General features: G+C 47.6%; 23 protein-coding genes. 16 read left to right on the forward strand and 7 right to left on the reverse strand.

Features of this window, described 5'->3' with window-relative positions; genetic code table 11:
* The first annotated feature begins 37 nt into the window (after positions 1–37).
* A complete protein-coding gene (locus HUX64_RS03325) occupies positions 38–2,311 on the forward strand; it encodes a DNA internalization-related competence protein ComEC/Rec2 (RefSeq protein ID WP_174624821.1) in 2,274 nt (757 codons plus the stop codon).
* Positions 2,312–2,319: 8 nt separating this feature from the next.
* On the opposite strand, the gene HUX64_RS03330 is transcribed toward HUX64_RS03325, so the two are convergent.
* Complete coding sequence (locus tag HUX64_RS03330; protein WP_174624822.1) at positions 2,320–3,672, reverse strand: TolC family outer membrane protein; 1,353 nt, start codon at positions 3,670–3,672, stop codon at positions 2,320–2,322.
* A 237-nt stretch (positions 3,673–3,909) separates the two neighbouring features.
* On the opposite strand from HUX64_RS03330, the gene HUX64_RS03335 reads away from it, so the two are divergent.
* Positions 3,910–5,043 (forward strand): aminotransferase class V-fold PLP-dependent enzyme, encoded by a 1,134-nt coding sequence (locus HUX64_RS03335; RefSeq protein ID WP_174624823.1) that lies wholly within the window; start codon positions 3,910–3,912, stop codon positions 5,041–5,043.
* A gap of 197 nt (positions 5,044–5,240) precedes the next feature.
* On the opposite strand, the gene gatB is transcribed toward HUX64_RS03335, so the two are convergent.
* The 3 genes from gatB to gatC are packed head-to-tail and all read right to left on the reverse strand — an operon-like array spanning position 5,241 to position 8,470.
* Complete coding sequence (gene gatB, locus HUX64_RS03340) at positions 5,241–6,701, reverse strand: Asp-tRNA(Asn)/Glu-tRNA(Gln) amidotransferase subunit GatB (protein ID WP_174624824.1); 1,461 nt, start codon at positions 6,699–6,701, stop codon at positions 5,241–5,243.
* Between the two features lie 11 nt (positions 6,702–6,712).
* Positions 6,713–8,164, reverse strand: coding sequence for an Asp-tRNA(Asn)/Glu-tRNA(Gln) amidotransferase subunit GatA (gene gatA, locus HUX64_RS03345; protein ID WP_174624825.1), 1,452 nt, complete (start codon positions 8,162–8,164; stop codon positions 6,713–6,715).
* Between the two features lie 18 nt (positions 8,165–8,182).
* Entirely contained in the window at positions 8,183–8,470 is a 288-nt protein-coding gene (gene gatC / locus HUX64_RS03350) for an Asp-tRNA(Asn)/Glu-tRNA(Gln) amidotransferase subunit GatC (protein WP_174624826.1), read from the reverse strand.
* Between the two features lie 122 nt (positions 8,471–8,592).
* Here gatC and HUX64_RS03355 point away from each other — a divergent pair, with 122 nt between their 5' ends.
* From HUX64_RS03355 to lipA, 12 genes are all read left to right on the forward strand, one after another.
* On the forward strand, positions 8,593–9,636 hold the full coding sequence (locus HUX64_RS03355) for a rod shape-determining protein (RefSeq protein WP_174624827.1): 1,044 nt from the start codon (positions 8,593–8,595) through the stop codon (positions 9,634–9,636).
* 90 nt (positions 9,637–9,726) lie between these two features.
* On the forward strand, positions 9,727–10,614 hold the full coding sequence (gene mreC, locus HUX64_RS03360) for a rod shape-determining protein MreC (RefSeq protein ID WP_174624854.1): 888 nt from the start codon (positions 9,727–9,729) through the stop codon (positions 10,612–10,614).
* Complete coding sequence (gene mreD, locus HUX64_RS03365; protein WP_174624828.1) at positions 10,607–11,077, forward strand: rod shape-determining protein MreD; 471 nt, start codon at positions 10,607–10,609, stop codon at positions 11,075–11,077. The genes mreC and mreD overlap by 8 nt, the downstream gene beginning before the upstream one ends.
* Before the next feature lie 30 nt (positions 11,078–11,107).
* Positions 11,108–12,946: a penicillin-binding protein 2 gene (gene mrdA / locus HUX64_RS03370; RefSeq protein ID WP_174624829.1), complete on the forward strand. Its 1,839-nt coding sequence runs from the start codon at positions 11,108–11,110 to the stop codon at positions 12,944–12,946.
* Positions 12,943–14,073, forward strand: coding sequence for a rod shape-determining protein RodA (gene rodA, locus HUX64_RS03375; RefSeq protein ID WP_174624830.1), 1,131 nt, complete (start codon positions 12,943–12,945; stop codon positions 14,071–14,073). The genes mrdA and rodA overlap by 4 nt, the downstream gene beginning before the upstream one ends.
* A complete protein-coding gene (gene mltB / locus HUX64_RS03380) occupies positions 14,073–15,071 on the forward strand; it encodes a lytic murein transglycosylase B (protein WP_174624831.1) in 999 nt (332 codons plus the stop codon). Before rodA ends, mltB begins: the two co-directional genes overlap by 1 nt.
* Positions 15,064–15,909: a septal ring lytic transglycosylase RlpA family protein gene (locus HUX64_RS03385; RefSeq protein WP_174624832.1), complete on the forward strand. Its 846-nt coding sequence runs from the start codon at positions 15,064–15,066 to the stop codon at positions 15,907–15,909. The genes mltB and HUX64_RS03385 overlap by 8 nt, the downstream gene beginning before the upstream one ends.
* 31 nt (positions 15,910–15,940) lie before the next feature.
* Positions 15,941–17,119, forward strand: a complete 1,179-nt coding sequence (locus tag HUX64_RS03390; RefSeq protein ID WP_174624833.1) for a D-alanyl-D-alanine carboxypeptidase family protein — start codon at positions 15,941–15,943, stop codon at positions 17,117–17,119.
* On the forward strand, positions 17,109–17,951 hold the full coding sequence (locus HUX64_RS03395; protein ID WP_174624834.1) for a D-amino acid aminotransferase: 843 nt from the start codon (positions 17,109–17,111) through the stop codon (positions 17,949–17,951). The genes HUX64_RS03390 and HUX64_RS03395 overlap by 11 nt, the downstream gene beginning before the upstream one ends.
* On the forward strand, positions 17,948–18,214 hold the full coding sequence (locus tag HUX64_RS03400; RefSeq protein ID WP_174624835.1) for a YbeD family protein: 267 nt from the start codon (positions 17,948–17,950) through the stop codon (positions 18,212–18,214). Before HUX64_RS03395 ends, HUX64_RS03400 begins: the two co-directional genes overlap by 4 nt.
* 45 nt (positions 18,215–18,259) lie before the next feature.
* Complete coding sequence (lipB, locus tag HUX64_RS03405) at positions 18,260–18,868, forward strand: lipoyl(octanoyl) transferase LipB (RefSeq protein ID WP_174624836.1); 609 nt, start codon at positions 18,260–18,262, stop codon at positions 18,866–18,868.
* Entirely contained in the window at positions 18,865–19,830 is a 966-nt protein-coding gene (gene lipA, locus HUX64_RS03410; RefSeq protein WP_174624837.1) for a lipoyl synthase, read from the forward strand. The genes lipB and lipA overlap by 4 nt, the downstream gene beginning before the upstream one ends.
* A gap of 14 nt (positions 19,831–19,844) precedes the next feature.
* On the opposite strand, the gene recQ is transcribed toward lipA, so the two are convergent.
* Positions 19,845–21,983 carry a DNA helicase RecQ gene (recQ, locus tag HUX64_RS03415; RefSeq protein ID WP_174624838.1) on the reverse strand — a complete coding sequence of 713 codons (2,139 nt, stop codon included), beginning with the start codon at positions 21,981–21,983 and terminating at the stop codon, positions 19,845–19,847.
* A gap of 94 nt (positions 21,984–22,077) precedes the next feature.
* Between recQ and gshA the strand changes: the two genes are divergently transcribed.
* Together gshA and HUX64_RS03425 are read left to right on the forward strand one after the other, a co-directional pair.
* Positions 22,078–23,664 (forward strand): glutamate--cysteine ligase, encoded by a 1,587-nt coding sequence (gene gshA, locus HUX64_RS03420; RefSeq protein WP_174624839.1) that lies wholly within the window; start codon positions 22,078–22,080, stop codon positions 23,662–23,664.
* 2 nt (positions 23,665–23,666) lie between these two features.
* A complete protein-coding gene (locus HUX64_RS03425; RefSeq protein ID WP_174624840.1) occupies positions 23,667–24,416 on the forward strand; it encodes a phosphoadenylyl-sulfate reductase in 750 nt (249 codons plus the stop codon).
* Between the two features lie 157 nt (positions 24,417–24,573).
* Here HUX64_RS03425 and HUX64_RS03430 read toward each other — a convergent pair whose 3' ends face one another.
* Both HUX64_RS03430 and HUX64_RS03435 read right to left on the reverse strand, forming a co-directional pair.
* Entirely contained in the window at positions 24,574–24,837 is a 264-nt protein-coding gene (locus HUX64_RS03430; RefSeq protein ID WP_174624841.1) for a Txe/YoeB family addiction module toxin, read from the reverse strand.
* Positions 24,834–25,076 carry a type II toxin-antitoxin system Phd/YefM family antitoxin gene (locus HUX64_RS03435; protein ID WP_174624842.1) on the reverse strand — a complete coding sequence of 81 codons (243 nt, stop codon included), beginning with the start codon at positions 25,074–25,076 and terminating at the stop codon, positions 24,834–24,836. Before HUX64_RS03435 ends, HUX64_RS03430 begins: the two co-directional genes overlap by 4 nt.
* Positions 25,077–25,140: the final 64 nt, after the last annotated feature.

Raw genomic sequence — 25,140 nt, forward strand, 5'->3', positions numbered from 1 at the left:
CAGACTTTTGGCCCCCCTGAAAACGCCGGCAAGTTCAATGCTTATTTCTTCCCTGGCATTTCTTGGCGGCGTGTTGCTGGTTCAGCAGTTTCATGCCTTGCCGGCTATTGGCTGGTTAATAGTCTGTGTTATTGCGGCTGGCATTACGGCAAGGCTGCGCTTTTGGCGAAGTCTGTTTTTTATTGCCGGCGTTCTGTGGACGGTTTTATTTGCAATGGAACGGCTGTCTGACCGGCTTCCCAAGCAACTGGAAGCCTTAGATATTCGCATCGAAGGAATAATAGCCGATTTGCCTGAACGGGATGACAGGCATGTTCGTTTTGATTTTATAGTCAAGGCAAGCGAACAGGACTTGCCATCTAAATTAAGATTAAGCTGGTATTATCCCGATCAGGAAGTCAAAGCCGGCCAGCATTGGCTGTTTACAGTAAAGTTGAAGCAAGTGCATGGCAGTTTGAATCCCGGCGGATTCGATTATGAGCGATGGTTATTTACTGAAGGTATTGGCGCTACCGGCTATGTCCGCCCCCTTCAGAAACCTGTGTTACTGGGTCAGGATCCGGCCTTGGCCAATATTTCTGTATTGAGGCAGAACATCACCGACCGATTATCCGCCGCCTCGGTCGACAGTAAAAGTATTGCCTTGATAAAAGCCCTCACTATTGGCGATAGTAATGGCATAACTCAAAATCAATGGGATGTGTTTCGTAAAACCGGCACTACCCACTTGGTAGTAATTTCCGGTTCTCATATTGGCCTCGTGGCCGGGCTGGTATATTTTTTGGTGCTCAAGCTATGGGCCTGGACGGGACTGTTAGCCTGGCCTCCACAAAAAGTGGCGGCATTTTCAGCCTTGGCTATTGGAATCTTTTATTCGGCGCTGGCCGGTTTTTCCGTGCCCACTCAACGCTCTGTGATCATGCTGGCCATTGTTATGACCGCCATTATCCGGCAGCGTAATACGCGTCCTTTTAATATCCTGGCCGTAGCGATGCTGGCCGTTTTATTATTTGATCCGTCAGCGGTTTTAGCCGCAGGCTTTTGGCTTTCGTTTCTGGCAGTCAGCCTGATTGTATATACAATTGCAGGGCGGTTAGGCAAGCCTGGATATTTTTGGGGAGCGATAAAAATAAACTGGGTTACTTCGATCGGTTTGTCGCCGTTGCTGCTATTGTTTTTTCAACAGATCTCGGTCATTGCGCCAATCGCCAACTTATGCGCCGTGCCTGTCATCAGTCTTCTGGTGGTGCCGTTGTCGCTAATGTCAGTCATGATTATGTTTATTTCGCCGATACTGGCAGCCAAGCTATTATTTCTGGTTGATCAGATTTTGCAGTGGCTATGGTGGCTATTAGTGCAATTGGCGGATATTCCGCAGTCGACGATAATCCATGCGCAACCCTCCTATTGGGCATTATTTTTCGCAGTGCCGGGTATTTTGATACTGCTTGCGCCAAGGGGAACGCCAAGCCGGTGGCTGGGCCTGGCAATGTTTTTACCGTTGGTTTTTACGAATACACAAAAACCTGAAGCCAGCGGCATCCGAATGACTTTGCTGGATGTCGGGCAAGGGCTGTCGGTGGTCGTACAGACTGCAACTCACCTGCTTGTCTACGACACCGGAGCTAAATTTTCTTCCGAGTATGATATAGGGCAGGGCGTAATTCTGCCTTTTTTGCGGGGGCAGGGGATCAGTAAAATTGACCGGCTAATCATCAGTCATGGCGATAATGATCATATCGGCGGCGCCCAATCGCTGATGCGCGGCATTGCTACCGGCGAAGTGCTGACCAGCGTTCCGCAAAAGCTCAGCGATTATGCGCCGATTAGCTGTCTAGCCGGGCAATCATGGGTATGGGATCAGGTGAAATTCACTATATTGTCACCCAAAGCGCAGGAGTTTGTTTCAGAAAACGATAATTCCTGCGTATTGAAAATTCAATCGGAACAGGGGACGGTCTTGCTGACAGGCGACATAGAAGCCGACGCAGAATCCTGGCTGGTTAAAAGTTATGGAAAGAATCTGAAAGCCGATGTCTTAATCGCCCCGCATCATGGCAGCAAGACTTCTTCAACGACAACGTTTTTGCAAGCAATCCAGCCTGACTACGTATTGATTCCAGCCGGTTACCGCAATCAATTCGGGCATCCTCATAAGGAGGTCCTGCTGCGTTACCGGAACATAAAAGCAACATCGCTAAATGTAGCCGACAGCGGAGCCATTCAGATTAATTTTAGAAACAAGGCATTTACCGTGCAATTAATGCGCAAGACCGAAAGCAAATACTGGAATGTGAAGCCGCAGGATTAACCGGGAATTTATTGCTCTTGCTTGACTGTCAATAAACGATTGATTTGCTCAAGATCATCTAAAGTAAGGTTGCTTGAGGCTTGTTTTAACTTGATGCTGTTGATCAGATAATCGTAGCGGGTACGAGAGAAATCCCGTTTTGCCCGAAACAGGTTGCGTTGTTCATTCAATACATCCACCATTGTCCGGGTGCCTACTTCAAAACCTGCTTCCGTGGCTTCCAGTGCGCTTTCTGCAGAGGTTACAGCGGCGCTGAGAGCTTCTACGCGGCTAATAGTGGAAACCACGCCGCGATAAGCATCTTTTACCTGACGCTTTACCGAGCGCTTGGTTTCATTTAATTTTTCTTTAGCGGCTTCGTACTCATAACTTGCCTGACGTGTTCGCGAGTTTACTGCGCCGCCTTCAAATAAGGGCATATTAAACTGAACCCCCACACTTTTTGCATCGCCTCGAAGTCCGAAGATGCTGGTATTATCAGTTTGCCCATAAGAAGCAACCAGATCCAGTCTGGGCAGATGTCCGCTGCGCTGTAAAGCTATAGATTTGCGCGAAACCTCCGCCTGATTAAAAGCGGAAATTATACTGAAGTTAGTAGCTTCAGCAGCATTGCTCCATACCTTAATGTCATCCGGATCAGGTCTGGATAAAGGCAGATCCCTACCTAAAACACTTAGCAAGGCATCGTTTTCGCCGATGATTTCCCGTAATGCCTCTTTTTGATTATCAAGATTATTAGCCGCCTCTATTTCATTGGCCAGAGCCTGATCGAAGCCTGCCTGCGCTTCATTGACATCGGTTATGGCTATAACGCCGACCTCAAACCGCTGCTTGGCCTGTTCAAGCTGCCTCGAGATAGCCTGTTTTTCTGCGACAGTAAATTCGAGGTTATCCTGGGCAGATAAGACATTAAAATAGGCCTGGGTCGTTTTAACCATCAGATTCTGCAATTCCGCCTGATAAGCAGCTTCAGCCTGGGCGGTTTGATTGTCGGACTGACTTAACTGCACCCAGTAATCCCAATGAAAAACTGGCTGGGTTAGATTAACACTGATAGTATTATTCCAATATTCCTGTCTGGACGGAAATACATTAGCAACAAGCCCAAATTTTTTACTATTAGTTTGAACCACTCTGCTGCTGGCGCCTGTAGCTGAAATATTTGGCAGGAACCGTGCGATACTTTGATCTTTTGTTTCCCCAATTGCAGACTGGTTGGCCTGGGCTTGCTTTAATACCGGATCATTTTGCAAGGCAAGTTCATAAGTTTCCAATAAATTTTGGGCTTCTGCATAAGAAATTCCAGTTAAAATAAGAACGACAAAGCCGGCGAGTTTTTTTACTACAGAGTTCCTGGTCATGATTTAATCAGCTTAACGGATAAATCCCATTATCAATTTTAAACGGGTAAGTGATAAAGATTATTTTATATTTTAGTTGCATCTTGTTAGTCATACCAATATAACGCATGAGTTTACTTTTTAAAATTCTCTTTACTGCTGTGTACGAGTTTTTTGAAGTAAAAGTAATGCTAAACAATATCGCCAATTTAACATAATATACATTATGCGAAGTCTTAATAATATGAAACGTAGCCTATGAAACATCCTGAATTTCCCTTAGCTGACGATTTAATTTATCTTAATCATGCTGCTGTAGCTCCCTGGCCAAAAAGAACCGGCTTGGCTGTGATTGAATTTGCCGAGCAGAATATGCATTATGGCTCGCGCTTTTATCTGGATTGGCTGAACAAGGAAGCTGAGTTACACACACAACTGCAGGCTTTATTAAATGCGCCGTCCGCTGATGATATTGCGTTGGTTAAAAATACCTCGGAAGCCTTATCGTTTGTCGCCTATGGCCTGGATTGGCAAGCCGGAGATAATATTGTTTCCAGCAATGAGGAATTTCCTTCCAACCGGCTGCCCTGGGAATCCTTGGCAACGCGAGGCGTGGAATTTCGTCAAGCCGATCTGAATAGTTCCGATTCTCCTGAAGATGCGTTGTTTGCCTTGGTTGACCGCCGTACGCGCTTGTTGACGATAAGCTCTATACAGTTTGCTTCGGGCCTGCGCATGGACCTGGAAAAAATAGGCTCATTCTGCAAGCAGCACGATATATTATTTTGTATTGACGCCATTCAAAGCCTTGGCGCTGTTCAGTTTGACGTACAGGCTTATCAAGCGGATTTCGTCATGGCCGATGGACACAAGTGGATGTTTGGCCCGGAAGGATTGGGGGTTTTTTACGCGACGCCGGCTGCGAGGGAAAAACTGAAGCTGACGCAGTACGGCTGGCATATGATGAAGGATATCCATAATTATGAAAATAAGCCCTGGGAAGTTCATCCTGCGGCCCGCCGTTTTGAATGCGGCAGTCCCAATACGCTGGGAATTCATGCTTTTTCCGCAAGCCTGTCCTTATTGCTGGAAACGGGAATGGACGTCGTCGAGTCTTTGGTGGTTGAAAACTCAAGCTACTTGAGGGATGAAATTGATAAAAATGAGCAGCTAATTTTATTATCAGGACGGCAAGACCGGCTTAAATCCGGTATCGTGGTATTTAAACACCGCCTTATTTCCAGTGACGCGTTATTTAAACATCTACAGAAAAACGGAGTGATTTGCGCAGTGCGTGGCGGAGGCATCCGCTTTTCTCCTCATTTTTATAATACTCGTGAGGAAATAGCCAAGGCATTTGAAGTGCTTGCTGCATTTAACGGAGTGAATTAAAGTAGAGCCGGTATTGGTCTTTATGGCGATATCCCCTGCCCCCCCGGTTATGGGTAATCGGTTTTGTAATCAAGCGGCATACGATCCGGTAGTCAGCCAGGTTGAAACGCGGGGATAAAACTGGGCGAGCTGACATTCAGCCTCATGCTGGTAAAACGCCAATTGACGGGTTTGACCTAATGGTTTAAAAACGCTCTTTATCCTTTTGTTTTTAAATGACTATCTGCCAGTTTGGCTTTAAGCATTTTATTGACTTCGCCGGGATTGGCTTTGCCGTGCATTTCCTTCATAACCTGGCCGACAAAAAAACCGAATACCTTATCCTTGCCGCTGCGGTACTGCTCGACCTGATCCGGATTTTCAGCGATGATTTTATCAATGATGGTTTCTATCGCTCCGGTATCGGAGATTTGTCTTAAGCCTTTTGCGGCGATTATTTCATCAGCGGTAGCGGCATTTTTCCACATTTCCTCAAACACCTGTTTGGCAATTTTACCGGAAATTGAATTATCAGCGATCCGGACTAATAATCCGGCTAGACGTTCATGACTGACGGGTGTGTCAATAATATCAAGCCCGGCTTTGTTAAGAGCGGCCGACAGATCACCGGTCACCCAGTTTGCGCATAGCCTTGCCTCGCAGCCTGACTCTTTAATAACCGCTTCGAAATAGTCAGCCAGCTGCCGGGAAGAAGTCAGCAAGGCAGCGCTCTCTTCATCCAGAAGGTACTGCTGTTTAAAACGTTGTTTCCGGGCATGAGGCAATTCAGGCAATGTTGATTTCACCTGGGCTTTAAATTCTTCATTGACGACGACGGGCAGTAAATCAGGATCCGGGAAATACCGGTAGTCATTGGCCTCTTCCTTGCTGCGCATCGAGCGGGTTTCATCTTTTACCGAATCATACAGGCGGGTTTCCTGAATCATCTTGCCGCCGCTTTCTATCAGCTCAATCTGGCGGTCAATTTCATAGTTAATGGCTTTTTCGACAAATTTAAACGAGTTGATGTTTTTAATTTCCGCCCGCGTGCCGAATTGCTTTTGGCCTTTGGGCCGCACCGATACGTTGGCGTCGCAGCGGAATGAGCCTTCCTGCATGTTGCCGTCCGAAATACCCAGATAGCGCACCAGTTCATGCAGCTTTTTCATATAGGCGACGGCTTCTTTCGCAGAGCGCATATCCGGCTCGGAAACAATTTCCAGCAAGGGTGTGCCGGCGCGGTTTAAATCAATGCCGGTTAAACCATGAAAATTTTCATGCAGCGATTTGCCGGCATCCTCTTCCAGATGCGCTCGTGTGATGCCAATGCGCTTGCTTGTCCCGTCAATCTCAATATCAAGATGCCCCGCGCCGACAATCGGCAGTTCAAATTGGCTGATTTGATAGCCTTTTGGCAAGTCCGGGTAAAAATAATTTTTTCTGGCGAATACCGAATAAGGGGCTATTTCCGCCTCTATGGCCATGCCGAACTTTACCGCCATGCGCACGGCTTCTTTATTCAACACCGGCAGAACGCCGGGCAGGCCAAGATCAACCGCACAGGCCTGGGTATTGGGAGCGGCGCCATAGGCTGTGGCCGCGCCCGAAAATATCTTCGATTTTGTCGCAAGCTGGGTATGAATTTCCAGGCCGATTACGGTTTCCCATTGCTCATTCATGTGTCTGCTCCTTACTCAAAGCCTTTGGGTATTTGTAAATGCCAATCCGTTACTTGCTGATATTGATGAGCAATATTCAGCAATCTGTCTTCAGCGAAATAATTACCGATAATCTGCAAGCCTACCGGCTTGCCATTAACAAATCCCGCCGGGATCGACATCGCGGGCACGCCGGCAAGATTAATGGCAATGGTATAAAAATCAGACAAATACATTTCAATGGGATTGCCGATTTTTTCGCCTATGCCGAATGCCGTGGTCGGCGTTACCGGTCCCATAATGACATCTACCTTGGTTAGAGCGTTTTTAAAGTCCTCACTGATTAAACGGCGGACTTTTTGGGCTTTAATATAATAAGCATCATAATAACCTGCTGATAAGGCGTACGTTCCGATTAAAATGCGGCGTTTCACTTCCCTGCCAAAAGCTTCGCCGCGGGAACGGGTATATAAGTCCGTTAAATCTGCCGGATTCTGGCAACGGTAGCCGTACCGAACGCCGTCAAAACGGGACAGGTTTGCAGAACATTCAGCCGGAGCAATGACATAATAAGCGGGGATGGCAAGCTTGAGATTAGGCATGGAAATTTCTGTAATCTGAGCGCCTAATTTTCGATATTCATCGACAGCAGTTTCAATAGTTGAAGCAACTGCGCTGTTCAATCCTTCGCTAAAAAATTCTTTGGGCAGGCCGATTTTCAGACCTTCAATACGGTTGTCAAGCCCTTGCTTGTAATCAGGCACAGGCAAATCGACGCTGGTGGAATCTTTCTCATCAAATCCGGCCATCGTTTGCAGCATGATGGCGGCGTCTTCAGCACTACGCGCCATAGGGCCGCCCTGATCCAGGCTGGATGCGTAAGCGATCATGCCGTAACGGGATACCCGTCCGTAGGTGGGCTTTAAGCCGGTTACGCCGCACAGCGCGGCAGGCTGGCGTATGGAGCCGCCGGTGTCGGTGCCGGTCGCGCCGGCCGTAAGGCGGGCTGCCACGGCGGCAGCCGAACCGCCCGACGAACCGCCGGGAACAGCCGTCATATCCCAGGGGTTTTTGACCGCTCCGTAATAACTGGTTTCATTCGATGAACCCATGGCAAATTCGTCCATGTTGAGCTTGCCCAGCATTACGGCGCCGGACTTGGTGAATTTTTCTACGGTCGTGGCGCTGTAAGGGGCAATAAAATTATCCAGTATTCTGGAACCGCACGAGGTTTTAACGCCTTCTGTGCAAAAAATGTCTTTCTGGGCAATCGGTATGCCGGTTAACAGATTCGCATTGCCTGCAGCGAGCCTGTCATCGGCGGCCCTCGCTGCCTGAACGGCCAGTTCTTCGGTTACCGTGATATAGCAATTTAGCTGGGAATACTGTTTGATTCTATTTATAAACGCCAAGGTCAATTCCAGGCTGGAAAATTCACCTGAACGCAGACCCTTAGCTAAATCCGCAATTGTTTTATTGTGCATATCTTAGGAGTATTCCCTTCAATCTATAACTTTCGGCACCAGATAAAGTCCCGCTTCGACTTGCGGCGCTATCGCCTGAAATTTTTCCCGATTGTCACATTCAGTGACCTCATCGGGCCTAAGCCTTTGTTCCTGATCCATCGGATGAGCCATCGGATTAATTCCCTCTGTGTTCAAAGCACCCATTTGTGTCATCAAATTCAGCATGTCCGATAAATCTTTGGCATAACCATGAATATCCTGGTCATTAATTTTCAAGCGCGCCAGATGCGCTATTTTCTTCACCTCATCGGCCGTTAAAAACATTTTTACTCCGTAAAAGCCAGTGACACTGTATGATTATCGATATGATACTTTATATCTTGCTCAAATACCTGCTTGATTGATAAAGTACTGCTATTTTTATTCCTCAAAGGATACAGGTAAAGATGTTCAAAAGAATTCGCGGCATTTTCTCCAACGATCTCTCCATCGACTTAGGAACCGCTAATACATTGATATATATTCCGGGTCAGGGAATTGTACTCAATGAACCATCGGTAGTTGCAATCAAGGAAGATAAAATTCGCGGAGCTAAAACCATAGCGGCTGTCGGTACCGATGCAAAACTGATGCTGGGACGCACGCCCGGCAACATCACCGCAATACGTCCGCTTAAAGACGGCGTCATTGCGGATTTTGCAGTGACTGAGCGAATGCTGCGATTCTTTATCGAAAAAGTCCACCAAAGCAAAATGCTCCGGCCCAGTCCGCGCATTTTAATCTGCGTTCCGTGCGGTTCAACGCAAGTTGAACGCCGCGCTATCAGGGAATCAGCGGCAATGGCCGGGGCCCGTGAAGTCTATTTGATTGAAGAGCCGATGTCTGCTGCTATTGGCGCCGGCTTGCCTGTAAATGAAGCTTGCGGCTCGATGGTTCTGGATATTGGCGGCGGCACATCGGAAGTAGCAGTTATTTCGATAAATGGAATTGTTTACTCAAACTCTGTGCGCATTGGCGGCGATCGCTTTGACGATGCCATTATAAATTATGTGCGCCGAAACTATGGCACATTAATTGGCGAAGCCACTGCTGAAAAAATAAAGCTTGAAATCGGCACAGCTTATCCGGGCAGTGAAGTCAGGGAGATAGAGGTGAAAGGACGCAATCTCGCCGAAGGCGTACCGCGCAGTTTTGCCCTAAACAGCAATGAAATTCTGGAAGCTTTGCAGGAACCCTTATCCGGCATTGTCGGCGCCGTAAAAGTAGCTCTGGAACAAACGCCGCCCGAACTCGGCGCGGATGTAGCGAACCGCGGTATCTATTTAACCGGTGGCGGCGCCTTGCTGAAAGATATTGATCGGCTGATAGCCGAAGAAACCGGTCTGCCGGTATTTATTGCCGATGATCCGCTGACCTGCGTGGCCAGAGGCGGAGGCATGGTTCTGGAAATGCTGGACAAGAAAGGTGTATCAACTTTTTCATTAGAATAAGCAGGAATCTCCTTTAAATCATTTATTCTGGCAGTAACCGGGCCATTTACACAATGACTTCATCTTTTAACTGATACGAGGCATTTACCTATAAAGCTTTTATTTGCCACCGGTCCATCACTCAATACCCGCCTTTTAGCGGCCGTGATTGCTTCCACTATTTTACTGGTAACAGAATACAGGAGCCCCCGATTGGATCCGGTTCGCACCACCTTATCCTTTTTTATCGACCCGTTAAAATATCTGGTCGACTTGCCCAGGGTATTAGGCGAACATGCCGCCGATTCGGTTACTTCGTACTCGGCATTAAAAAAGGAAAACAAGAGATTGCGCGAAGAACAGTTAATCCACCAAATCCGGCTGCTGAAATTTGCTTCGCTGGAAAAAGAAAATATTCGCCTGCGGGCGCTGCTGGAAAATTCTTTTAAACTCGGCGAGCAAGTGCTGATAGCTGAATTAATATCAATCAATATGGCCCCTTATGAAAATATAGTTCTGGTCAACAAGGGCACTCGCTTTGGCGTTCATCCCAAGCAACCCGTGCTTGACGCAAACGGCGTAGTCGGCCAGGTGTTTCGGGCATTGCCTTTCAGCTCTGAAATCATGTTGATTACCGACCCGAATCATGCTATTCCGGTACAGGTCAATCGCAATGGCTTACTGACTATAGCCGTAGGCAGCGGCAAACTGAACCAGCTTAATTTACCCTTTTTACCCAATAATGCCGATATCCGTCCCGGGGATTTATTAATAACATCGGGTTTAGGCGGCACCTTCCCTCAGGGCTATCCGGTGGGCATAGTAGATGATTTCACTCCTCAGCCGAAAAGATCTTTCGCGCTTATTACCGCGACCCCGAAAGCCATGCTGGATCGCAATAGAGAACTGATGATAGTCTGGAGCAATTCAAAACCCGTGCCGCTCATCTCAAAGCAGACCATGATTGAAACAGAGACTGCGGCTCATCCCGATGAATAAGGCCTGCGGCTTGGGCCGCATTATACTGACTATAGCGTTGACAATGTGCCTGAGAGTTGCGCCGTTGCCGGGAATCATTGCCGCTCTAAACCCGGACTGGGTACTCCTGGCCCTTATCTACTGGACGCTTGCCTTACCGGAACGCGTCGGTATCTTTCATGCCTGGACATTTGGCTTGCTGACTGATGTATTGACGGGCAGATTATTTGGTCAATACGCATTGGCTTATTCATTGGTTATTTATATCTGTCTCAAACTGCACAGACGCTTGCGCCAATTTCCGATTGTGCAGCAAGGCTTGTTTATCTTTTTCTGTCTGTTACTTTCCCAGCTATTGTTGTTCTGGATAAAAAACATCCAGCATCCTTCACAGCTGCCACTCTCATTTTGGCTTCCGGTTTTTACCGGCACGCTATGCTGGCCTTTGGTCTATACCGTCTTGCGCTTTATCCGTCTGGCTTGACGCCATTAATCAGGCAGTTTTCCGGCTGTTATGTCTCGTATCTACACTATTAAAGACAATTTGGTAGAGAACCGTCTGTTTCTCAATCGTATTGCCGCCGCGTTCATTACTATACTGTTATTAACTTCCGGTCTGGTTATTCGCCTAATTTATCTGCAAATTGTCGGTCACGAACATTATGCAACACTGGCAAAAGAGAACAGCATTAAAATTGAACCGCTGGAGCCGACCCGCGGCATTATCTATGACAGACACGGAAAGATTCTGGCCGAAAACCTGCCCTCCTATAGCCTGGAGCTGATTCCGGAACAAATCAGCAATATGGACGATACGTTACGCAGGTTACAAAATCTGCTAGCTATTCCGAATGAAAAAATCGAGCAATACCATAAACAACGCATCCGTCAAAAACGTTTCACCAGCACGCCTTTATTAATAAGTATGAGTGATGAGGAAGTCGCAAAATTTGCCGTGGTCAGGCCTTATTTTCCCGGCGTCGATATTCATGCGCGTCTGGTTCGGCACTATCCCTATAAGGACTTGGCCTCGCATGTTGTCGGTTATGTTGGCCGCATTAACGAAGCCGAGTTAAAAACCTTGCCCATTGCAGAATATCGGGGCGCGAATCATGTCGGCAAAATAGGCATAGAAGGTTTTTATGAAACTGAACTGCATGGCAAAGCCGGTTATGCTGAAATAGAAACCAATGTGCAGGCCCGCGCTATCAACATTCTGAACGAGGTGGATACGGAACCGGGCGCAAATCTGTATTTAACCCTGGATATTGATTTACAAAAAACCGCTTATGATGCCTTGGATACTTTCAATGGGGCGGTAGTCGCCATTGAAATTAAAACCGGCGGCGTGCTGGTATTTGCCAGCCGCCCCGGCTTTGACCCTAACCCTTTTGTAGTCGGCATTACCAATAATGACTATCAGGCATTGCAGGCTTCGGATAACCAGCCCTTATATAATCGAGCGCTACGGGGGCTGTATCCTCCTGGCTCTTCGATCAAGCCGTTTATTGCTCTGGCCGGCCTTGAATATAATGTCATAAGCGTTCAGCACAGACTCTTCTGTCCGGGATATTATCAGTTGCCGAATGCCAGTCACCGCTATCGGGATTGGAAAAAAGGCGGACACGGCGCGGTCAGTTTAACCGAAGCCATTACCCAATCCTGCGATGTCTATTTTTATACGCTGGCATCAATGCTGGGTATAGACCGTATCCACAGTTTTTTACAGCAATTTGGCTTTGGAGAAAAATCAGGTATTGATCTGGTCGGAGAAAGGTCCGGTTTATTACCGTCGAGGGAATGGAAACGGAATCAACGGAATCAATCCTGGTATCCGGGGGAAACGGTGATTACAGGCATAGGCCAGGGATTTTTACAGATTTCGCCATTACAGCTTGCCAGAGCGACGGCAACTTTGGCCAATAAAGGCAATGTTGTTACGCCTTTTCTGGTCGATAAAATTGTCAGGATGAACTCTATCGCTCCGGGCCCTGAAAGCCACGGTAAAACTATTCCGCTTAACCCCGTCAATGCCAATAATATTATCCAGGGCATGATCAATGTTGTCCATAGTGCCCGAGGCACGGCCAAGGGCATCAGCAAGGATATTCCTTATCAAATTGCTGGTAAAACGGGTACTGCCCAGGTTTTTAACATTAAGCAGGATGCAAAATATAACGAAAAAGACATTGAATTCAAATTGCGCGATCATGCTTTGTTTATTTCTTTTGCGCCTGCGGATGATCCAAAAATCGCAGTTGCCGTTATTGTAGAAAATGGCGGTCATGGCGGCTCTGTTGCAGCGCCTATAGCAGGAAAAGTTATTAGGCAGTTTTTAGGAGATAAAAAATGAAAACTGAAACCCGGCGCGAACAACTTCAGCCCCCTTCCCTGCTTGGCAATATTCTCAGAAAACTGCATATAGATATCCCTTTATTTATCGGCCTGGTTTTCACTTCGCTGTTGAGTTTTATAATTCTTTACAGCGCCGGCGGTCAGGAAACAGGCATACTGCTACGCCAGGCGGCGCGCATCGGCTTGGCTTTTGTATTGATGGCTGTATTGGCTCATATTGACCCTCATCAGTTCAAACGTTATTCGACGCTGCTGTTTAACATAGGCATTTTTCTGCTTATTGCCGTGCTGATCATGGGCCAGATAGGAAAAGGCGCACAACGCTGGCTGGATATAGGCTTTTTTCGTTTTCAGCCTTCCGAAATGATCAAAATCACTACGCCCATGATGATTGCCTGGTATCTGGCAGAGCATCCCTTGCCGCCCAAATCCAAACAACTTTTTATAGCCAGTTTGCTTACTATCATTCCCACCCTGTTGATAGCGAAGCAACCGGATCTTGGCACCGCTTTACTGGTAGCCAGTTCAGGCGCAGGCGTACTGTTTTTTGCCGGTCTTTCCTGGCGGTTCATCTTGGCAATTGTCGCGGCGCTGTCTGGAATGGCGCCTGTACTCTGGCATTTTATGCGCGGTTATCAGCGCGATCGCGTGCTGACTTTACTAAATCCTGAAGCTGACCCGTTAGGCCGCGGTTATCATATCATTCAGTCAAAAATTGCTATTGGTTCGGGAGGGATTTACGGCAAAGGCTGGCTGGGCAGCACTCAATCCGAACTGGATTTTTTACCGGAAAGTTCCACCGACTTTGTTTTTGCCGTGTTTGCCGAGGAATTCGGCCTGTTCGGCTGCCTGGGACTATTGAGCTTGTACCTGCTTATTATCGGGCGCTGCCTGTATATAGCGGCCCGGGCTCAGGATACCTATAGCCGATTATTAGCCGGCAGCCTGGCCTTTACCTTTTTTGTCTACGTCTTCGTCAACATAGGCATGGTCATTGGCATACTGCCGGTTGTCGGCGTGCCGTTACCGCTAATCAGTTATGGCGGCACCTCCATTGTAACGCTGCTGGCCGGTTTCGGTATTCTTATGTCAATTCATACCCATAGAACATTTCTACCCAACTAATGAAACTAAAATACATCCTGGCTCAGATCATACTGGGCGGCGTCTGTTTGACTGCGATTTCCTGTGCGCCTGAAATAAAGCGAACTAAACCCGTCGATATCTTTATCAGCCAGATGGCGGCAAAGCATCGGTTTAGTAAATCCGAACTTGATAAGTTATTCAAATCCGTTGAAATAAAAGACGATATAATCAAAAGAATCTCTTCACCTGCCGAAAGCCTGCCCTGGTACAAATACCGCAGGATATTCCTGACCGAATCCCGCATTCATGAAGGCGTTAAATTCTGGCAGGAAAACGCCCCGTCATTAGCCGCTGTGGAACAAAAGTACGGGGTCCCGGCCGAAATTATTGTCGCTATCCTGGGCGTTGAAACGCGGTACGGGCAAAAAACCGGTAGCCACCGCGTCATCGACGCCCTTTCTACACTTGCCTTTGCCTATCCCCCGCGCAGTAAATTCTTTCTTGGCGAACTGGAAAATTATTTACTGCTCTGCCGCGAAGAAAACCTTAATCCCCTGCAACCGACCGGCTCTTACGCTGGTGCGATGGGACTGCCGCAATTCATGCCTAGCAGCTTCAGAACCTATGCGGCTGATTTTGATAACGATAGGCGCCGCGATATCTGGCATAACAACAGCGATGTCATAGCCAGTATTGCCAATTACCTGGCCAGCCATCAATGGCAACGAGGGCAAGCTGTCGCCATTCCGGTTAAGGCTGTTGGCGAAAGCTATAAAGCCGCTTTAAAGAACAATCTTAAGCCAAATTTAACAATTCCTCAGTTACAATCCTTGCAAATCCTTTTATCAAAGCCATTACCGTTGAATACTAAAGTAACACTCCTGGCTTTTAAACAAGAACAAGGCGAAGAACTATGGGCTGCTTTAGAAAACTTTTATGTAATTACGCGCTACAACCACAGCCCCTTGTATGCTTTGGCTGTTTATCAGTTAAGCCAGGCCATTTCAATAAGAAGATGGTCATCCCCTTATGAATAATAAACTTCTACCAGCCCTTTCCCTTTGTGTTCTGTGCAGTTGCACCACAGGGCAAATTAAAACCACCTCGATCTCCAAACAGCCCCCGGACAGCATAGCCTCCACCCCTCCGGTAAAATCCAGGCACAAACTTCGACAGCATTCCATATTACAAACCAACAGACAGGTTGACGATATTCATGCCGAGCAAAATAAGGAAGAAGCTCCCCGGGAATATTTTTTCCCCCGCATCGCGCGCTATCTGAAACAGGGTATTGCTTCCTGGTACGGCCCCCGGTTTCACGGCAAAAAAACCGCAACTGGCGAAATATTTGATATGTACGCCATGACGGCGGCTCATAAAACGCTGCCTATTCCCTCTTATGCACAAGTAACCAATCTGGAAAATCAGCGCAGCGTTATCGTGCGCATCAACGACCGCGGCCCGTTTGTCGGCAACAGGGTTATGGATCTTTCTTACGCCGCGGCTAAAAAACTGGATATTCACAAAAACGGGACCGGGTCTGTAGAAATAAAGGCATTATCGCCAGCTCAGGCGCTGCCGCAATTACAAAAAACGGCAGCCAAGCAAAAAAAGAATGTGTATCTGCAAGTTGGCACCTTTGGCAGTCAAAAAAAGGCGCTGAAATTAAAAAATAAAATTGCCTCCCATCATTTGCCTCAGCCTGAAATTTTATCTTCCACCTATAAGGCGTCCACTCTCTATAAAGTGCAAATGGGACCCATAAAATCGACCGACAGCGTAGTTAAACTGAATGGGCAATTGGCAAAACTGGGCATAACAGAAACTCAATTTGTTACTGAAGCCAAAAAAATACAGAACGCCGTGATACAATAAATGATGTTTTACTGTATCCATTTTCAAGAGCATGATATCTTTTAAAGACTTTAGCCGTTTTCAATTTTTTTTATTTTTTGTTTTTCTGTTTCCCGCCGCTCCGGCAAATTCCGATAATGCTGAAATTCTAACGCCTCCGGCGCCCCTTGTGGCCGCCATCAGCTATATATTGCTGGACTTTAACACCGGCAAGGTATTAGCCGAAAATAATGCCGATGCCAAAGTTGCTCCCGCCAGTCTTACCAAGATAATGACTGTTTATGTGGTGTTCAGGGAACTTGGCAATGGCCATTTGCATCTGGAAGATAATGCCACCATTAGCAAAAAAGCCTGGCAAACAACAGGTTCGCGCATGTTTATTGAAGTCAATAACCAGGTCAAGGTTGGAGATCTGCTGAAGGGCGTAATCATTCAATCGGGTAACGATGCCAGCGTCGCCCTGGCGGAGCATGTGGCAGGTAATGAGCTTACTTTTGCCGACATGATGAATCAGCATGCTAAACGCCTCGGAATGACGAATAGCCATTTCCTGAATGCCGACGGCTTGCCCAATCCCGATCATTACACAACTGCGCGCGATTTGGCTATTCTTACCCGGGCCTTGATTAAAGAATTCCCCGATTATTACCGCTGGTTTTCAGAAAAAGAATTTACCTTTAACAAAATCACTCAGCAAAACCGTAACAAACTGCTCTGGCGCGATGCAACAGTGGATGGCGTTAAGACCGGGTTCACCGATGATGCCGGCTATTGCCTGGTTGCCTCTGCGCTGCGAGACAATATGCGTTTGATTTCAGTCGTCATGGGCACAAAAAGTGTCAATGCCAGAGCCAACGAAAATCAGAATCTGCTTAACTACGGTTTTCGTTTTTTTGAAACGCACCGGCTCTATCAAGGCAAAACTTCCTTAAGTGAAACGAGGATTTGGAAAGGCGACAGTAAAAATCTGCAACTGGGCCTAGCCGAAGACCTTTTCGTTACTATCCCTCGTCGCCATTACAATGATCTGAAAGCCGTCATTACTATTGATAAAAATATTACCGCTCCGGTTAGAGAAGGTCAAAAACTCGGCTCCGTTAATGTAGCCTTAAAAGATGAGGTTTTGGCTAATCAGGACCTGATAGCGCTTAAAACAGTGGATAAAGGCAGTCTTTTCCAGCGCCTCTATGATGAGGCTCTGCTGGTAGTGGATAAGCAAAATGGAAAATAAAACAGTTTATTTAAACGGCCTTTATCTGCCGCTTGATAAAGCCAGGGTATCGGTCATGGATCGCGGTTTTTTATTCGGCGATGGCGTTTATGAAGTCATTCCTTCCTATTCCGGCCATTTATTTCATTTTCAGGAACACATGGAGCGACTTGAAAACAGTCTTAACACCATTCGTTTAGTCAACCCGCACAGCCGGGAGCAATGGCTGGAAATTTTGACTCCGTTACTGGATTTCAGTCTGGATCAATATATTTATCTACAGATTACGCGCGGGGTTGCGCCGAAAAGAGATCATGCTTTTCCGGAAGATACCCTGCCCACCGTCTTTGCCATGTGCTCGAATATCGTGCCTTTGGATGGCAAAGAGTGGGGCGTAAAAGCCATCAGCCTGGATGACAGCCGCTGGGATCTTTGCAATGTTAAAGCCACCACGCTTCTGGCCAATATCCTGCTCAGGCAGGAAGCGGTAGAGAAAGGCTGTGCTGAAGCCATTTTAGTTAAAGACGGTTATGTTACCGAAGGCGCCGCCAGTAATATATTTGCAGTAATCGACGGCCTATTGCTTACCCCGCCCAAAGGCAGTGGCATTTTGCCCGGCATTACGCGCGATGTCATACTGGAAATTGCCCGAACAAATAAGCTGCCTTGCAGTGAAGATATCATTTCCTTTGAGGCATTAAAAAACGCCAGTGAAATATGGATAACCAGCTCTACCCGCGAAATCATCCCGGTTGTTGAACTTGACTCCAAAAAGGTTGGAGACGGCAAACCCGGACCTGTTTTTCGCACTATGCATGAGCTTTTTCAAGCTTACAAACGCTCTCTGTTATGAGTGAAAAGGAATCGCTGTTAAAATTTCCCTGTCAATTTGCCATTAAAGCAATGGGAAAAACCGACTCTGAACCTGACCTGGTGGCCGTAGAAATTGTTCGCCGTCATATCGTTGATATTAAGGAAGGCGCTATTACAATGCGTTCCAGCAAGGATGGCAATTACACGGCCGTCACAATCTTGATAGAAGCCTCCAGCAGGCAGCAGCTCGACGCCATTTATCAGGATTTAAGCGCCCATCCTGACATATTAATGGCTTTGTAGAGATGTTGGGCCTTTTAAAGGCGTTATCCCGGCTCTCCCTTGCCCATGCAAATAGTCATCCGTAATCTAGGTACTCAGGACTACGAAGCCGTGTGGCGGGACATGCAGCGTTTCACTGAGGAGCGTGATGAGGAAACTGCTGATGAAATATGGATCGTGGAGCACTTTTCTGTTTATACTCTGGGTTTAAATGGCAAACGTGAGCATCTGCTGAATTCCAGCGTCATTCCTGTCATTAACTCGGACCGGGGTGGGCAGGTTACCTATCATGGCCCTGGGCAATTAATCATCTATATATTATTGGATATTAAACGGTTAAAGCTGGGAATCCGGCAATTAGTTACCATTCTGGAGCAAGCCATGATTATCGCTTTGGCAGGATTTGGCATTTCAGCCGTTTCCAGAGCCGATGCGCCCGGCGTGTATGTTAATGATAAAAAAATCGGTTCAATCGGAATAAGAATCAGGAAAAACTGCAGCTATCATGGCTTAAGCCTTAACAATTATATGGACCTGAGTCCTTTCGATAATATCAACACCTGCGGCTATCCGGGCTTGGAAGTCACCGGCCTTGCAGACCTGGGCGTGACCATCAGCAATTCTGAACTTGCCATCCCGGTTGTTCAGGCTATCACCACGGCGCTAGAAAAATGACCTATCAGGCCCCTTCCCGCTCCACTCCCGAATCGCATCAGCGTAACGCTGAGAAACTGGCCCGCATCCCCATAAAAGTCGAAACAACGCTAACGCCGTTGCGCAAACCCGACTGGATACGAGTAAAAATATCGGCCAGCGATGAAATCACCCGCATAAAACATTTATTGCGCGAGCACCAGCTGCATACAGTGTGTGAAGAAGCCGCCTGCCCTAATCTTGCCGAATGTTTTCAGCATGGCACGGCAACCTTCATGATCATGGGGGATCTGTGCACGCGCCGCTGTCCTTTCTGCGATGTGGCGCACGGCAAACCCCTGGCGCTGGATAAAGATGAACCCAAAAACCTGGCCAACGCCATTAACGGCCTGGAATTAAAATATGTCGTCATTACTTCCGTTGACCGTGACGATTTAAGAGATGGCGGAGCCGGGCATTTTGCCGACTGCATAAGAGAAATACGCCGGCAAACGCCTGCTACAAAAATAGAAATCCTGGTTCCGGATTTCCGCGGGCGCATGGATAAAGCCATTGAACTATTGGCCGCCCAGCCATGCGATGTGTTTAACCATAACCTGGAAACCGTGCCCCGGCTCTATAAACAGGCGCGCCCAGGCGCAGACTACCTGGGATCGCTCGATTTGCTGCAGCGCTATAAAAACGCACAACCGCAAACGCCCACTAAATCAGGCCTGATGCTCGGCATAGGCGAACAGCCGGAAGAAGTCCACCAGGTTATGAAGGATTTACTGGAGCACGGCTGTTCCATGCTCACACTGGGTCAATATCTGCAACCCAGCAAAGCCCATTTACCCGTTAAAAGCTATATCACGCCGGAGCAATTCGATGAATACGGGGCTTTGGCAAAAACTTTGGGCTTTAAACAAGTCGCCAGCGCGCCTATGGTCAGGTCGTCTTACCATGCTGATCTTCAGGCTAAATCTGTTATCAGCGATAAGTAAAAGCTATTCTGTAATCAGGCGGTTTGATGCTGCAAAGCCGCCTTGATACAGCGCAAGACGCCATAACCGTATACGCCGTCGAACAGCTCGTAAACAGGTTTGAGGGCGTTTTTTTGCTCTTCAGGCAAACCAAGAATGCCTTCCTGTATTCTCCTGATGTCCTGCTCCGGCAAGTCAATAACATCCGTCAGCACTAATAACCCTTGCTCCAGGTAGCGCGCCAAATGACCGTATATCGTAGTCTCTTGCAGATTTCTTTGTCGGGCAATCTGTTTTACTGTATATCCCAGCCTGAATAAGGCCACTGATTCAGCCGTGGTATCGGACAGGCCAATGGGACCATTGGGGTTAATATGGAGAAAGTCGCTGATAACAGACAGAAACTCATCGCCGTAAAGGTCCAGTTTGCGTTTACCGATGCCGGACAGCAGGCTCATTTGCTGGTGATTTACCGGCTTGGCTTCAAGCATTGCCATCAAGGTGGCGTCATGAAAAATAACATAAGGCGGCACATCCTGTTCATCGGCTATCGCCCTGCGTTTCGCGCGCAAGGCATTCCAGAGCAATGCGTCCCTATCTGAGCCCAATTGCCTGCCGGCGCCTTTATTAGCTTTGATTTTCTGCGGCTGCAAGTCCTTGCGCAGCATCAATTGCTGCTCGCCGCGCAGAATCGGCCGGCACGCTTCGGTCAGCTGCAAGGCGCCAAAACGGTCAAAGTCCACAGCCACCAAGCCGCGCGCAACCAGTTGCCTGAACACCGAGTACCATTGTTTGTCGTCCAGATCAATGCCGATGCCAAATGTGGATTGTTTATCATGGGCAAAACTTTTAACCCGCTCTGTGGCCTTGCCCAGTAAAACATCAATTAAATAATTGACGCCGAAGCGTTGCCCGGTACGATAAATCCCGGATAACGCCTGTTGCGCGGCTTTGGTTCCATCCCACGTCTCTACCGGCTCCAGACAGGTATCGCAGTTGCCGCAGGGCTGTTCAAGAGTGTCGCCGAAATAGTTTAATAACGCTTGCCGCCGGCAATGAACCTGCTCGCACAAGGCCAGCATCGCGTCCAGTTTATGATATTCAATGCGCTTATGGGATTCATCGGCATTTGAACCTGCCAGCATTTGCCGCAGCGTGATGACATCCTGCAGCCCGTAAGCCATCCAGGCATTAGCGGCCAGCCCGTCCCGCCCTGCCCGGCCGGTTTCCTGATAATAAGCCTCAACGCTTTTAGGCAAATCCAGGTGAGCGACAAACCTGACATTGGGTTTATCTATGCCCATGCCAAAAGCAATGGTGGCAACAATCACCACACCCTCTTCCTTTAAAAACTGATGCTGATGCTTCTGCCGCAGATTAGCCGTCATGCCTGCATGATAAGCCAAGGCCTTAATGCCTTTGGTTTTCAGCCATTCAGCCGTTGCTTCAACTTTTTTACGCGATAAACAATAAACGATGCCGGCATCGCCGCCATGTTCAGTCTTAATAAAATCAATCAATTGTTGCCGGGCATTTTGTTTCTGGACAATACGGTAACGGATATTGGGGCGGTCAAAACCGCTGAGAAAAAGCCTGGCCTGTTCCAGGCCCAGGCGCAATTTAATTTCTTCCCGGGTTTTATCGTCCGCGGTTGCCGTCAGCGCGATGCGCGGAACTTCAGGAAACCGCTCATGCAGCATGGAAAGCTGCAAGTAATCAACCCTGAAATCATGCCCCCATTGAGATACGCAATGCGCCTCATCAATTGCAAACAAGGCAATCCGTATGCGTTCAAACAACGCTGACGTTCTGGCTGATGTCAATCTTTCCGGGGCGATATAAAGTAAATCCAGCTCGCCATCAAGCAGCATCTGCTCGGTTTGCCGCACCTCTTCCATCGTTAAGGTTGAGTTGAGAAAGGCGGCTTTTACGCCCAGCTGGAGCAGCGCGCTCACCTGATCCTGCATTAAGGCTATCAAAGGAGAAATCACTATACCGACACCGGGCCTGATCAATGCCGGAATCTGATAGCACAATGATTTGCCGCCTCCCGTCGGCATTAATACCAATGCATCCTGACCCGCCAACAGCTGCTCGATGACTTCCCGTTGCTGGTCTCTAAAACTGGCATAGCCAAAAACGGTTTTGAGTATTTCAGTCGGCTTGCTATCCACAGTATCCGTCTCGCTACGATTATATTTCTTCGATCAGCCAATATCTTTATAATAGACCGATTATACAGGACTATAGGGAACCAACGCCTCCGCCATGACTAATTTGCAAAATAAGCTTTCAACGCGCCTGGAACAACTTCTGTCAAATGGTCATCAACACCTGCTCTGTGGAGGCCTCAAGGGAATTGAAAAAGAAAGCCTGCGAATATCCAAAGACGGTTTTATTGCACAAACACCCCATCCCCAGGCATTAGGCTCCGCACTGACGCATCCCTTTATCACCACGGATTATTCCGAGGCCCTGCTTGAATTAATTACGCCGCCGTTTGCAAATATAAAAGATACGCTGAAATATTTGCACGATATTCACGGGTTTGTTTATGCCAATCTGGATAATGAAATATTATTGGCGGCAAGCATGCCGTGCGGCATCGATGGCGATGAAAGCATTCCCATCGCCGAGTACGGCTTGTCTAATATCGGCCGTATGAAACACGTTTACCGGCACGGCTTATGGCATCGCTACGGCAGGACCATGCAGGCCATCGCCGGCATCCATTTTAATTATTCCGTACCGGAAGCTCTGTGGCCGGCATTGAGCGAACAGGAAAATAGTCCTCTAACCCTGAGACAATTTACCGCAGACGCCTATTTTGGCTTAATCAGGAATTTTCAGCGGATAGGCTGGTTAATTCTGTATTTATTCGGCGCATCGCCTGCCATCTGCAAAAGCTTTTTTAAAAGCCGCCCTGCGCTGATGGCGGAATTTGAAGAGTTCGACAGTTGCACCCTTTATCACCCTTATGCGACCTCTTTACGCATGAGCGATATCGGCTACAAAAGTAAAAACCAGGCTGATTTGGAAATAGATTACAACTCCATAGACGGCTATGTTGCCAGCCTGAGTAAAGCCATTGCCACACCGTATCCCGAGTATGAAAAAATCGGCATCGTGGTTGACGGTCAATATCGTCAGCTTAACAGCAATATCTTGCAGATTGAAAACGAATTTTACAGCACGATCCGGCCCAAACAAATTACTGAATCAGGCGAAAAACCGACCCTGGCTCTTAAACGCCGGGGTTTGCGTTATATAGAAATGCGTTCGCTGGATCTGGATTTGTTTAATCCTATCGGCATAGACGAAGATAAGGCGCGTTTTATAGAAGCGCTTTTGCTCACCTGCCTGTTCACGGACAGTGCAAAAATTTCGCAACAGGAACACCGGATCAATAATGCCAATCAACTGGCTGTAGCGCATTTTGGCAGAAAGCCGGGGCTAAAACTGGACAAAAACAACCAAAAGATTCTTTTACAGGACTGGGCCAGTGAAACTCTTGAGTCCATGAAGCCCGTTTGTGAGATCCTTGATAATAATGATTCGGGTAAGCCGTATAGCTCCGCCCTGCAACACCAGCAACCATTACTCCAAAATCCGGATTTAACCCCTTCGGCAAGAATTCTGGAGGCCATGGCCCGGCAGAAGGAAAATTTTGGCTATTTTGCATTACGCACCTCTGTTGAACATGCGCATTATTTTCGCCGACATAAGCTCAATGAAAGCACAAAACAAAAATTTATTGAAATGTCGAAGCTTTCCCATGTCCAACAAAACGAAATCGAACGCAAGGACCAGCTTCCTTTCGATGAGTTCTTAAAGCATTATTTTTCGCAGAAATAGTTATGACAACTTTGGATATTCAGCAACTGCAAAGCAGCCTGGCTCATAAAAATCCGCGCATAATACTTAAAAAAGCGCTGGAGTTGTTTGATAATATCGCCATCGCGTTCAGCGGCGCGGAGGATGTCGTGCTGATTGATATGGCAATAAACATCAGGAAGAATATTCAGGTTTTTTCCCTGGATACCGGCCGCCTGCATCCGGAAACCTACCGTTTCATCGAAAAAGTCAGAAAACATTATCAGCTAGACATAGAACTATTGACGCCCGATAGAGAGATACTCGATAACTTTGTTAAAACCAAGGGCCTGTTCAGTTTTTATACAGACGGGCATCAGGAGTGCTGCGGCATCCGTAAAGTTGAACCGCTAAAACGCAAATTGGCCCATCTGGACGCCTGGATTACCGGTCAGCGCAAGGACCAAAGCCTGGATACCCGGCAAGATATTCCTGAAGTGCAGATAGACACGGCGTTTTCCACTCCCGAGCATCGATTAATCAAATTTAATCCCTTGCTCAACTGGAGTTCCGCGCAGGTCTGGGATTATATAGACGCCTATCAGGTTCCCTATAATGAACTGCACGAAAGAGGGTTTATCAGCATCGGCTGCGAACCCTGCACTCGCCCGGTGCTGCCCAATCAGCACGAGCGGGCGGGCCGCTGGTGGTGGGAAGAGGCCACTAAAAAAGAATGCGGGCTGCATGCCGGAAATCTGAAAGATGAAGATACCAAGAAATCCCTTCTTGAGTAGCATTCCCAAAAACACCAACCTGCCGCGCTAAAAGCTGCCTAACGTTAAAGTAGGGAGCGTATCGCCGGGGACTTTGCCCGAAATGGGTGGGCTTGAGCGTTGAACTGGGCAGGTTTACTTTCAGCTATACACAACGAAAAATGTTTTAAGCTTTTGTTCATTCATAATGCGTCCACATTCGCAAAATACGAACGACTTTTTCCTGTATGTATATTTCATAAACGAGACGGTGTTGAATATTGATTCGTCTTGAATAAGCTCCGGTAAGGTCTCCGACCAGTTTTTCATACGGCGGTGGATTTTGGAATGGGTTCTTTTCAAGAATAGCCAATAACTCTTGAGCCTTCTGCTTTAACCCGCTTGCCGATAGCTTCTTCGCGTCTTTAAGAGCTTGTTTGGCAAAAACTATCTGCCAACTCACCAATCAAGTTCCTTCGCGCTTTCCGCGAGGGGAGCTGCCATGCCTTCTTTGATGGACTCGCGCAAGCCTGGGACGGATAGAAGGTAAAGCGTTTCCTGAATGGCGCTCCAGTCTTCGGAGGAAATAAGCACAGCAGAGCTGCGCTTGCCTGTAATAATGATGGGTTCGTGAGATTCTGCCGCTTCATCAATAAGCCGGTACAAATTTGCGCGAGCTTCGCTGGCTTTGAGTGTTTGCATAAAATGGCTCCTATGAAATAAGGAAATAAGGAAATAAGGGTACGCTTTAACGTACGCAATGTCA

Origin of the sequence: Candidatus Methylobacter favarea, from assembly GCF_902806695.1 — a bacterium.
Lineage (GTDB): Bacteria > Pseudomonadota > Gammaproteobacteria > Methylococcales > Methylomonadaceae > Methylobacter_B > Methylobacter_B favarea.